At 66.5% G+C, this 12280-nt stretch carries 10 protein-coding genes; 3 read left to right on the top strand and 7 right to left on the bottom strand.

Annotation, left to right across the window (positions count from 1 at the left end; genetic code table 11):
- Together GL279_RS19205 and GL279_RS18575 are read left to right on the top strand one after the other, a co-directional pair.
- The coding region (locus GL279_RS19205; protein WP_425495619.1) for a hypothetical protein at positions 1-335 on the top strand (335 nt) is incomplete at its 5' end.
- Between the two features lie 10 nt (positions 336-345).
- Positions 346-2268, top strand: coding sequence for a DUF2793 domain-containing protein (locus tag GL279_RS18575; protein WP_155066098.1), 1923 nt, complete (start codon positions 346-348; stop codon positions 2266-2268).
- Positions 2269-2785: 517 nt separating this feature from the next.
- Here the strand turns inward: GL279_RS18575 and copM are convergent.
- The 6 genes from copM to GL279_RS18545 all read right to left on the bottom strand — a co-directional run bounded on the left by copM (position 2786) and on the right by GL279_RS18545 (position 10182).
- Complete coding sequence (gene copM, locus GL279_RS18570; RefSeq protein WP_246175409.1) at positions 2786-4336, bottom strand: CopM family metallochaperone; 1551 nt, start codon at positions 4334-4336, stop codon at positions 2786-2788.
- 131 nt (positions 4337-4467) lie between these two features.
- Positions 4468-4878 carry a hypothetical protein gene (locus tag GL279_RS18565; RefSeq protein ID WP_155066096.1) on the bottom strand — a complete coding sequence of 137 codons (411 nt, stop codon included), beginning with the start codon at positions 4876-4878 and terminating at the stop codon, positions 4468-4470.
- Between the two features lie 165 nt (positions 4879-5043).
- Positions 5044-5529: a DUF411 domain-containing protein gene (locus GL279_RS18560; RefSeq protein WP_155066095.1), complete on the bottom strand. Its 486-nt coding sequence runs from the start codon at positions 5527-5529 to the stop codon at positions 5044-5046.
- Between the two features lie 142 nt (positions 5530-5671).
- Positions 5672-8077, bottom strand: a complete 2406-nt coding sequence (locus GL279_RS18555) for a heavy metal translocating P-type ATPase (RefSeq protein ID WP_155066099.1) — start codon at positions 8075-8077, stop codon at positions 5672-5674.
- A 160-nt stretch (positions 8078-8237) separates the two neighbouring features.
- On the bottom strand, positions 8238-9713 hold the full coding sequence (locus GL279_RS18550; RefSeq protein ID WP_155066094.1) for a multicopper oxidase family protein: 1476 nt from the start codon (positions 9711-9713) through the stop codon (positions 8238-8240).
- A gap of 73 nt (positions 9714-9786) precedes the next feature.
- Entirely contained in the window at positions 9787-10182 is a 396-nt protein-coding gene (locus GL279_RS18545; RefSeq protein WP_013654527.1) for a hypothetical protein, read from the bottom strand.
- A 117-nt stretch (positions 10183-10299) separates the two neighbouring features.
- On the opposite strand from GL279_RS18545, the gene GL279_RS18540 reads away from it, so the two are divergent.
- Entirely contained in the window at positions 10300-10722 is a 423-nt protein-coding gene (locus tag GL279_RS18540; RefSeq protein ID WP_425495620.1) for a c-type cytochrome, read from the top strand.
- Positions 10723-10854: 132 nt separating this feature from the next.
- Here GL279_RS18540 and GL279_RS18535 read toward each other — a convergent pair whose 3' ends face one another.
- A complete protein-coding gene (locus tag GL279_RS18535; RefSeq protein ID WP_155066092.1) occupies positions 10855-11922 on the bottom strand; it encodes an integrase core domain-containing protein in 1068 nt (355 codons plus the stop codon).
- Between the last annotated feature and the right edge of the window lie 358 nt (positions 11923-12280).

Raw genomic sequence — 12280 nt, 5'->3', positions numbered from 1 at the left:
CCCATGTCGAGCAGCCATGGCGCGTCCCGCGCACGCCCGGCGACCTGACAATCCGCTGGACGCGCCGGTCCCGCGCGCTGGCGGCCGACAGCTGGGGCGGGCTGGAGGTGCCGCTGGCCGAGGAACTCGAAGCCTACGAGGTCGAGATCCTCGACAGTGCAGTTGTCAAGCGATCCTTGACAACTGCCACCACCAGCGCGGTCTACACCGCCGCCGCCCAGACCGCTGACTGGGGCGCGCTGCTCGGCCCCGGCGACACGCTCGACATCCGCATCTATCAGCTCTCCGCCCTCGTCGGGCGGGGCGCGCCGAAAACCGTCACGCTGATCTTCTGAAGGCCATCCCATGCCCGACGCCACGACCCATCTCCTGCTGCCCTACATCCTCGCGGCGCAGGCCCAGAAGCACGTCACCCATAACGAGGCGCTGCGGATCCTCGACGGACTCGTCCAGCTTTCCGTTATTGACCGGGACCTGACCGCATCGCCAGTCAGTCCCGCCGATGGCGATCGCTACATCGTCGGCTCGGGCGCGACCGGCGACTGGGTGGGCTGGGATCTAAACATCGCCCTCTGGAACGACGGCGCCTGGCTACGCCTCCCGCCGCGCATCGGCTGGCGGACATGGGTCGAGGACGAGGCTTTGCTGCTCGTCTGGACCGGGGCCGCCTGGGAGGTCGTGGGTGAGCCGAGCGACATCTCGGATGCGGTCTTCAGTCTCGTCAACGACACCGATCCGACCAAGAAGGCGGTCTTCTCGCTTTCGGGCATCTCCACCGCTACGACCCGCAGCTACACGCTGCCCAACACCTCGTCAGAACTCGCGATCCTTGCGGGTACCCAGACCTTCACCGGGAACAAGACCTTCTCAGGGACGCTGACCGCCTCGGGCACTGTGACGGTCTCGGCGGCCACGGCCAGCATCGGCACAGCGACGACGACCGCCACATACGGCATGGGCACCGGGGCCACGACCACCGGCGTCACCAAGACCGTGAACCTCGGGACGGGTGGCGCGTCGGGGTCGAATACGGTCGTCAACATCGGTTCGGCCACCGCCGGGGCCGGGGGCACGACCGTCATCAACACGCCGATGGTCACCTTCGCCAATGCCGTCACGCAGGTCGGCATGCCCCAGGCCAACCTGACTGCGCAGCTGCTCGGCCTCGGCGGGGCAACGGCAGACAGTTACAATCGGGTTTCGGTCAACACCCCAGCGCTCCTGTTCAACAACGCCGGGGCCGGGATCGAGGCCACGGTCAACAAAGCGGCGGCCGGGAACGATGCGGCCTTTGCCTTCAAGACGGGCTTTTCCGCCCGCGCGCTGATCGGCCTTCTCGGCAGTGACGACTTCAGCTTCAAGGTCAGCCCGGATGGCTCGACCTTCTTTGATGCGATCCGGATCGACCGCACCAGCGGCCAGGTGGAACTGCCGCAGCCCACGGTCCTGCCGGGACTGGCCGCCGCCCCGCCTCCGCCGCCCGCAGGCAAGGCCGCCATCTACGCCCGCAGCCGCGCCGGGGCGCCGTGGATCGACGTGATGCGTCCCTCCGGCCGCGACTTCCCGCTGCAACCCCACTTCGGGGTGAACCGCATCGCCAACTGGTCGCCCTCTACCGGCACCACGATCAACAGCGAAGGCCTGCCGATCACCTCGGTCGGCACCGTTTCCACGCCCGCACTGGCCGCAACGAACCTCGCCACCTCCATGCGACGCTGGCGACTGACCTCGGCGGCAGTCGTTGACTCAGTGGCGGATCAGCGCTCCACAGGCTGGGCCTGCTGGCGCGGCAATGCGGCGGGGCTTGGCGGCTGGACCTTTGTCACGCGGCTGTCGCTGACGACCCTGCAGGCGACCGGGATGGGGTTCTTCGGTCTCTACGGATCCACGGCCGCGCTGGCGACGACGTTGACCTTGGCCGCCGTGGTGAACTGCATCGGCATCGGCTTCCAGCGCGGCACGCACACCCGATGGCAGCTGGTCGCGAACGATGGAACCGGGGCCCCGACGCAGACCGACATGGGGGCGAGCTTCGCCATCGCCACTGGCGGCGTGCTGACCCTCTACATCGCCGCCCCGCCGAATGGCAGCTCCGTCTGGGTGCGGGTCGTCGACGAGGTCTCCGGCGCAGTCTTCGAACAGGAGATCAGCGCCGATCTGCCCGCCGCAACCCAGTTCCTGTCGCCGCGGCTCTTCCTCAACACCGGCGCAACGGCCGCCGCCGTCGCCTATGACTGCACCGGGGTCTATGTCGAGACGGACTTTTGATCTGCAGGCATGAACGCCAGCGTGTGTGAATGCCGGGCCGGGCGGCATCGCATCGGGAAGCGCCAGACGCCTCGACCGGAGCGACACGCCCGGCCCGGATCACAGGTTCACAGATTCAAAGAGCGGCAGGGATTCGCTGCGCCGGAATGGTGGCACGGCAATGCCACATCTGTCCCGTGCGGCGATGGGCACAATTGTGCACCCTGCACCTTCTAGGCTTCACCGATGCCAGCAGTGACAAGTTGTGAACTTGTCGCGCCAAGCAGCTCAGTCAATTGCAGCCGATTCAGCCCCAATACCCACGACCAGACCATTGGATTGCTGCTCGCTGCAGCGGCGGGGCAAGCAGCGCGAGCAGCACCCCGACAGCGTGCAGGGATCTCGGCCGGCGTAGTGCTGGCGCTGCTGACCGGCATCATCATCAAGTTCAAGATCTTCGACGGCGGCCGGGAGTCGCGCTCAGTCCCCGGCCGACGACTGGCGCCGGAGAGATCCCCGGCGCCGATTGCTCAACGGCTCATCCGCCGTAGACGATGCCATTCGGACGATCGCCGACCGGCACCGTGCTCACCACTTCCTGCCTCTCGACGTCGATGATCGACACGCTGTCATCGGCGATGTTGGTCACGAACACCAAGGCACCGTCCGCCGATGCCGAGACGCCATGTGCGCCGCCACCGGTGGTGAGGGTTTTCACCACCTGACCGGTCGCGGTGTCGATCACGGACACGGTGTCGTTCGGCTCCGCGTCGGTGCCCTGGTTGGCCACATAGACATAGGCTCCGTCCGGGGTCGCGAACATCTGGATCGGATTCGGCCCGACATCGATCCTGTCCGTCACCTCGCGGGTAGAGGTGTCGATGACCGCCACACGGTTTTCGTCCCGAAGCGAGACGTAGACCTGAGCGCCCGAAGGCGTGAAGCCGACCTGGACCGGCGCTGCGCCCACCGGAATGCGCGCAACCTCGGAGAGCGCCTGCGTGTCGATGACGGACACGGATCCGTCCTCGACATTGGCCACATAGAGCTCGGTCTCATCCGGGCTAAGCCGCAGGCCGTGCGGATAGTCGCCCGTCGCAATGCGCCCGATGACCTCGGCCTTTTCGAGATCAACCACCGCGATCTCGCCGCCGCCCGACAGCGCGACAAACGCGCGCCCCATCCGGTCCGCAACAACATGCGCCGGGTGGGAGCCCACGGCGACGGTCGCCTTGGGCGCGGCGATGTTCTGCGGATCGAAAATGACCAGCAGACCCTCGGCCGCGCCTTCCGCGCCATGCCCGTGCCCGTCCGCGCCATGATCTCCGCCGGCAGCAGGCTCGCCAACCGCCAACAGCAGCTTGCCATCGGGGGTCAGATCGACGTTGTGAGGAGCGACCGGGATCGAGACGGTGTCGACCGCTCCGGTGCCGAGGTCGATGGCGCTGATCGAGTTGCCGCCTTCATTGGCGGAATAGACGGTTCCACCTGTCTGACCCAAGGGTGCCGACGCCTCGCCGGCATTCGCCGTCAGCCAGGCTTGCATTTCGGCGATCTCGCGCTCCTGCGCCGCGATGATCTGGGCGGCCCATTCTTTCGTTTGCGGATCGTCCCCATATTGCTGGACGATCCTGGCCATGTCGATCGCACCCAGATGATGCGGGATCATGCCCCGGACGAAGGCGACATCCGGATCGTCGGCCATGACGCCGTCCATCATCGGTCCGTGCATCGCATCCATGGCCTCGATATTGGCCCGAGTGAAGTCGGGAAGGCTTTCATTCGCCGGAGCCGCCTCGGCGTGCGGCGTGGCCATCATCCCGCCCTGCATCATCTGCTGCATCGCGCCCATGCATTCAGGAGTCATGGCCTGCATCATGGCCTGGCACTGCTCGGGCATCATCCCTTGCATGCCGGCCATGCCCTGCATGTGGGGCATCTGGCCTGTGGGAGGCGTCGGCGCGGGCACCTGCTCCGCCTGTGCGGGCGGGGTTGCCGGGTGGTGGGTGTCATGCTCGGCCTGAGCGAAGGCAGCGCCCGCCAGGCCGGAGAGGATGCTGGCGGAAAGGGCGATTACGGTTCGATTCATTGATTTCATCCTTTGGTTCCGAGAGCCCCGGCCCGGATTCGCGGACGCGGTTCTCCGTTCTGTTCGTCGGTTTCTCGGGTTGGCGCGGGGCGGCCGGAGACATCTCGGGATCTCCCGACAATTCCCGGCGCTCACGCCGCGATCAGACGGGGCGGCTTCAGGATTCCTTCGGGGGATCGCCCGCAGAAGTCACGGCGCAGACCGAGAAAAACCTCACTACTTGCGGATACGCCCAACGCCGGCGGCTCGACGGGAACGGCGGCGATCAGACAGGCTTGGCAGCAGTCCACCAGACTGACGCCGCTGTCAGCACTGACGCAGCCAGCAGTTGAACCAGCGCCATGGTCAACCAGCATGTGATGCTGGGTGCAGTGGCCTGCCGTGGCGGCGCTCTGTTGCTGGTGGATGGCGTGTCCGGCTGGGCCGGCATGTGCCGGCGCCTGCAGAACCAGGGCGCCGATGGCAAGCAGCAGGATGCAGACTGCAACCTGGCGCAATCGGCCATACCCCGCCCGAAAAGCAACTCGTGCACGCTCGCTCATGCGCCACCTGCCTTCTCGGTGACCCGCGAGACCGATGCGTTGCCGCGTTCACATCGCGCGCCACCAGCCGTCAAGAGACCGCCCCGCCGACGGATGCGAGCCGCCTCGGCCAGGTACTGCTTTCGATCATGCGCAAACTGGGCGGTCATGTCGGGCCTGCCTGTGTCAAATTTCCCGTGAACCGAGGAAGCGCCCCAAGCTGCGGGTGGTCTGGCCGAACAGGAACGCTTCGTAGGGTTCGGGATCCACGCCCGGAAAATCCATGCCAGGCGAACCGGCGGGCATGCCGGGAACGGCCAGCCCTGTCGCCTCGGGCCGCTCCGACAGAAGGCGGCGGATTGCTTCGGCGGGGACATGGCCCTCGACCACATAGCCGCCCACCTCGGCGGTGTGGCACGATGCCAGATCGGCCGGCACGCCGAGGCGTTGCTTGAGGCTGTCCATGTCGGCGGACTCCACTACCCGCACAGGGAACCCCGCCGCCTCGATATGCGCGACCCAGCCGTCACAGCAGCCGCAGGACGGATCCTTGCTGACGCTCACCAGCGGCAGCGCTTCGGCATGTCCCCGCCCCGGCATCGACATCAGCAAGGGCAGCACGCCGACAGCGGCCAGAATGGTGCGCCGGCTGATGTTGTGATCGTTTCTCATCGTCAAACCTCGTTTCGTGGATTGCATTGTCTCGCCGTCACGGTCGGGGCGCGACGCACGAAGGGGTGAGCAGGTACGCATCTGCCGCGGCACGACGTCGGCATGTGCGTGCGCGGGTTCGGCTGTTGATGCCGCACGGCGATCACAGCTTCACCCTCCGCAGCCGGGCGGCATTGGCGATCACGCTGACCGAGGACAGCGCCATGGCGGCAGCGGCGATGATCGGCGACAGCAGGATGCCTAAGAACGGATAGAGCACCCCCGCCGCGACCGGCACGCCAAGCGCGTTGTAGATGAAGGCGAAGAACAGGTTCTGGCGAATGTTGCCCATGACCGCTTCCGACAGCCGGCGGGCGCGGACGATACCGTTGAGATCGCCCTTGAGCAGGGTGACGCCGGCGCTTTCCATTGCCACATCGGTGCCGGTGCCCATGGCGATGCCGACATCGGCGGCAGCCAGCGCCGGCGCGTCGTTGACGCCGTCGCCGGCCATCGCCACCACCTCGCCCGCCGCCTTGTGCCGCGCGACGACCGCGCTTTTCTGATCGGGGAGAACCTCGGCCTCGACCTCGTCGATTCCGAGCCGGCGGGCGACGGCCTTCGCCGTCGTCCAGTTGTCCCCCGTCAGCATGACCACGCGGATGCCTTGCGCCTTGAGCGCGGCCAGCGCCTCGGGCGTCGAGGGCTTGACTGGATCGGCGATGGCAAAGATTGCCGCGAGGCGACCATCGACGCCCATGAAGATCGCGGTCGCCCCGTCCGCGCGCAGCCGGTCGGCCTCGTTGGCCAGCGGCGCGACATCGACGCCCTGCTCGGCGAGAAACTTCGCGTTGCCGAGTGGGATGCGCTTGCCCTCGACGGTGCCATAGGCGCCCTTGCCGGTGGGCGAGTCGAAATCCGCAACCGGGGCGAGGTCGAGACCGCGCTCCGCGGCGGCGCGGACGATGGCGAGCGCCAGCGGATGCTCGCTGGCCCGCTCCACACTGGCGGCAAGCCGCAGTGCCTCGTCCTCACCGAAGTCAGCAGCCGGAACGATGGCGGTGACGGCCGGCCGGCCTTCGGTCAGGGTGCCGGTCTTGTCGACAATGATGGTGTTGACCTTCTCCATATGCTCCAGCGCCTCGGCGTTCTTGATCAGCACGCCCGCCTGCGCGCCACGACCGACGCCGACCATGATCGACATCGGCGTCGCAAGTCCCAACGCGCAGGGACAGGCGATGATCAGCACCGACACGGCAGCGATCAGACCGAAGGAGAAACGCGGCTCCGGGCCCCAGATCGACCAGGCGATGAAGGCAAGCACCGCGACCAGGATCACCGCCGGCACGAACCAGCCCGAGACCTGATCGGCCAGCCGCTGGATCGGCGCGCGGCTTCGCTGCGCCTCGGCGACGAGCTGGACGATCTGCGACAGCATGGTGTCGCGGCCAACCTTCCGCGCCTCGATCACCAGCGCGCCGGACTGGTTCATGGTGCCGCCGATGGCGGTGGCGCCGGCCTCCTTGGTCACCGGCATCGACTCGCCCGTCACCATCGATTCATCGACGGCGCTGCGGCCTTCCAGCACCGCGCCGTCGACCGGGACTTTCTCGCCGGGCCGCACCCGCAGGCGGTCGCCGACGTGAACGCTGTCGAGCTGCACCTCCTCCTCGGTGCCGTCGTCACGAATGATCCGCGCGGTCTTGGGCGCAAGGTCCAAGAGCGCGCGGATCGCGCCGCTGGTGCTTTCGCGCGCCCGCAATTCCAGCACCTGACCCAGCAACACGAGCACGGTGATGACCGCCGCCGCCTCGAAATAGACCGCGACCGACCCGTCATGCTCGCGGAACGCGTCCGGGAAGATGCCGGGCACCAGCGTGGCGACGACGCTGTAGATCCACGCCGCCCCGGTGCCCATGGCGATCAGGGTGAACATGTTGAGGCTGCGGTTGACCAGCGACTGCCAGCCGCGCTGGAAGAACGGCCAACCGGCCCAGAGCACGACCGGCGTCGCGAGGATCAGTTGCAACCAGTTCGAGGTCAGTTGGCCGATATAGTGGGTCAGGCCAAGAAAATGGCCGCCCATTTCGAGGACCACCACCGGAATCGTCAGCGCCAGCCCGATCCAGAACCGGCGCGTCATGTCGATCAGTTCCTCGTTGGGCCCGACCTCCAGGCTGACCAGCACCGGCTCCAGCGCCATGCCGCAGATCGGGCATGACCCCGGTCCGACCTGGCGGATCTCGGGGTGCATCGGGCAGGTGTAGATCGTCCCCTCCGGAACCGGCTCGGCCTTCTCGGTCGCCGCTTCCGGATCCAGATAGCGGTCCGGGTCTGCCAGGAACTTCGTTCGGCATCCGGCCGAGCAGAAGTAATAGGGCCGGCCGCCATGCTCGGCCTTGTGCGCGGTCGTGTGGGGATCGACCATCATGCCGCAGACCGGGTCCTTGACCTTGTGGGCTGTGTCCGGCGCGGCGGCCGCGTGGTCTTGCGCGTGATCGTGCACATGCCCGTGGGTCGAACGAGCGTGCGCATGTTTCTGGTGATCGTGTTCGGTCTTGCTGGTCATTTCCACGCCTCCTCGGCGTTTCATCCTGAGCTTGCGTTTCACCTGTTCTGCGCTTTCCAACCGCTGGAAGGTCAAGAGGCGATCGGGAAGCTTGAAATATTGCCCGTTGCAGGTTCTCCGCCGAGGGGCGCTGACATGCGGCGCCCTCGGCATTGCGCGGTCATGTGCTGACCGCGAACTCGGTCATCATGCCGCTGGCCAGATGCGGCATGTGGTGGCAGTGCAGCATCCAGCGTGCCGCCTCGCCTGCGTCGAGCGCGATATCGACCATCGACATCGGCGGCACATAAACGGTGTCGCGCCGGGCACCCGCGACGCGCCGTCCGTTCAGGCCGACGACCTGGAACACATGGCCGTGCAGATGCATCGGGTGCCCCATCATCGACATGTTGTGGAAGGACAGCACCACCCGCTCGCCCGACTTCGCAGTGACCCGCCTGTGCTCACCCCAGGTGGCGCCGTTGATCGTCCAGACATAGGGCTGCATCTGGCCACCCAGCATCAGTATCTGGCTGCGATCGACCGGACGCTCGGTCAGCGGATCGGCAGCCATCAGCCGCGACTCCTGTGCCAGATCGGTGTCAAAGGCGGGGGTATCGGTGTCGGCGAGGCTCTCGACGCGCCGAACTGCGGTCCCCGGCGTAGCGAGGATCAGGCCGGTGCGTTCGCGTGCGCCTTCCCTCAGCGCCAGAATCGGCCAGGCGCCGCCTTCGGCTGGCAAGTCGATGTCGAGGTCCAGGCGCTGCCCCATGGCAAGACCGAAGCGATTGCCCGCGACGGGCTGCACCGGATGCCCGTCCACGGCGATCAGCCGCGCCCGGGCGGCGCCGGTGTCGATCCAGAACACCGTCGCGGCGGCGGCGTTGATGACGCGCAGCCGTACCCTCCCGCCGCGCTCCACCGCCACCACCTCCGGGTCGGCAAGCGTGCGGTCATTGGCGAGATAGGCGTCCCAGTCGTAATCGTTCAGGTCCATGGCCATGCCGCCTATCGCCATGCCGCCCATGGAGCCGTGGTCCATCCGCTGCATCGCGCCCATGCCCATCATGCCGGACCCCATGGCCTGCATCCCGTCGCCGTGCCCCCCGTGGCTGCCGCCACCGCCGGCGCCGATCTCGGCCAGCACCTCCTCGGGGGTCTTGAACGAGAAATCGTGCAGGAACAGCACGACCTCCTGCCGGTCGGCGGTCAGATCCTCGGGAGCGCGCACGATCAGTGGAGCGGCCAGCAGTTGCATTTCCTGCAGCGGAACATGACTGTGCATCCAGAAGGTGCCGGGCAGCGGGGCGAAATCGAAGGACCGCGTCTCACCCGGCGCGATGAGCGGCAGCGGCATGTCGGGCACGCCATCCTGGGCATTGGGCGGGATCTGCCCGTGCCAATGGATTATGGTCGGGACGTCGAGATCATTCTTCAGATCGACCCGGAACCGCTGGCCGGGATCGAGGGTCAGCCCCTGACCGCCGGGGCCGGCAAGGCCGAAGACCGTGGCCGCCCGCCCGCCGATGTCGAGCGTCCTGCGGGTTGCGGTCAAGGCGAGTGGGGCCGCCTCGGCATAGGCGGCACGGGGAAGATGGGCGGCTGCCAGCACGGCAGCGCCTGCGGCCAGAAAGCCGCGACGGGTAAGATTGTTCATGTTCGTCTCCTCGGGACTGCCGTCCCGCATGTCAGGTCCGATGGGCCGCCGCGGGCGAGGGCCCGGGGCGAGATCAGAGGAGACGGATCTTGGGAGGTCGTTCGTTCAGGCCCGGACCCTGCCCGGGAGCATCCATGTCAACCGGCAGGGTATGGGCGGCGCGCGGGCGATCCTCGATTGCCGCGTCCGGAACAGACGCGATGACGCCGGGTACACCGGCACAGGCCATGGCACAGGCGGCGGCATCGCTGGTGCCGCAATCCGATCCCGTTCCGCAATCGGCGCTGCCGGTATCTGGCTTCACCATCATGTGGCTGTCATGGGCGGCCGCCATTGTGCCATCTAGCATCGTGCGCGCCGCATGCGCCGCCGTCATCGCCGTGACGACGGCGAAGGACAGGACGACGAGAAGCGCGACTATGCGACCAAACATGCGACGAAGATAGGAAGACCGGTCGCAATTGTCCATTGCCGCCAATGCCGCAGGCTTGCGCCCACATGAACGAAATCGTGATGATCGTGATCCATGACGGAAGATTCGGAGGAGCGATTGCGCGGGATTTCCAGAACACATCTGGTATTTGTGATGGCAGTATCGCTCTCCCTTGCGCTCCTGTTCATCTGGCAATTCGGCAAGAAGCACGCGACAAGCGCTGACTCCACCAGGACGATCGAGGCCGGGCGCGGACTCTATGCCGATCACTGTGCATCGTGCCACGGGGCATCGCTGGAAGGACAGCCGGACTGGCAATCCCCGCTGCCCTCCGGCCGCCTGCCCGCACCACCACACGATGCCAGCGGCCACACCTGGCATCACTCCGACGAACTTCTGTTCCGCATCGTGAAGGAAGGCACCGCCGCTGTCGTCGGGGGCGGCTATGAAAGCGACATGCCCGGGTTTGCCGTTGTGCTGAGCGATGCGGAAATCCGGGCGGTTCTTGCCTTCATCAGGAGCACCTGGCCCGAACGTGAGCGTCGATATCAGAGCGAAGTTTCACGCCGGGACTGAAGGTCCGGGAGCAACGGCCCGGCAATATGGTCAGCGGGCTGACGCACTGATGGTTCCAAATGGAGTCGCTCTGGCGGATGCCCTCGGCGTCAAAGCCGTCAGGCTTTCTGCGGCTCGCTCTCGAACCACGGATCACGCCGCATCGCGTGTGTAGGAGGTAACGATGCCGCCGAGCTGGCGCCGGCAGCAGATCGGGCCGTCGCGGGCGGGGCGAAAATCCACCTGAAGCACGTTGTTCCCGATGTCCCGGCCGCGGTGCGGACGCTCGACATTGTAATGGCGCACCCATGTGCGCAGGATATAGTCGAGCTGCGACCGGCTGAAGCAGACGAAGAAATCGAGGCATTCGCGCTTGATGGTGCCGATGAAGGATTCCGCAAAGGCATTGGCGTTCGGCGCCCGGTGCGGGATCTGGATGACGCGGGCGGCTTCCGACGCCCAGACGGTATCGAAGCTGGCGCTGAACTTGGTGTCGGCGTCGCGGATCAGGAAGCGTGGTGTGATCCCCTCTTCCGCGCACCACATCAGCGTGTTGCGGGCCTGCTGGGTCACCCATGCCGAGTCGGGGGCGTAGGTCGGGGCGCTGCAAAACACGCGGCGGCTGCCAAGGTGGATGAAGATCAGCACATAAGCCGTCAGCGGCCCACGGGCGGTCAACACGGCCTTGGTGAAGAAGTCGCAGGCGACCATGCTTTCCATATGCGCCCTGACGAAGGTGCTCCACGGCAGGGCCGGCTTCTTCTTTCGCTTCTCGGGGCTAGGGTGGATGCCCGCCTCATCGAGGATGCGCTTGACCGAGTTGGCGCCTGCATAGAGCCCAAGCTTTTTCAGCTCGCCGGCGATCCGCTTGTAGCCCCAGAGGAGATTTTCCGAGCCGATGCGAATGACGACGTCGCGCAGCTCCTGCGTCAGGCGCGGCCTGCCCACGGCCTTGAAGGCGCGCCCATCACGCATCTGGGCAAGCCAGCGCTTGTAGGTCGCGGGCCTGGCCACCTCCATAAGCCCGTCGATATCGTGTCCGCACTCCGCCCCGATGCGCAGCAGCTCGGATTTCTCGGCGGGCGACAGGATGATCCTTTGCGCCGGGATGCGGGCCCGGAGAATATGGATCTGGGCCTTGAGCAGCCGCATCTGCGCGTTGTGCCGCGGCATGAAGAACCGGGCCAGGAAGACCAGAAGGAGGGAAAACGTCGAATTCATCTTGCCGGGCTCCACCACGGCGCTTAAAAAATTGCCGTCATGTCAATGCGATGAGACGTGCCTACATTTTGGCACCCCTCTCAGGAAGGCCAAAAACGCGCGGGACGGGTGATGGCCGTCGTGAATCCACGGCGCGCCGCAGCGGGCAGGTCAGTCGATCTCTCCATGAAGCCATAATAGCCCCGATCATCCGTTTCGCTGCCAGTCGCGACTGGACCAGATGACCATTCAAACGTAAGCGCGACGACGAGGCCCTATGCAGCGAGGCTTGACGCTTGGTCGTAGCACCAGGGCATGAGGTCCTCGATGCGGGATCTGGGGTGTCCGTCGAGGATGGCCCGGAGGGTATCGGCGAGGT

This window comes from Paracoccus limosus (assembly GCF_009711185.1).
GTDB classification, from domain to species: Bacteria; Pseudomonadota; Alphaproteobacteria; order Rhodobacterales; family Rhodobacteraceae; genus Paracoccus; species Paracoccus limosus.
This window is presented reverse-complemented; position numbering and strand designations above follow the sequence as displayed.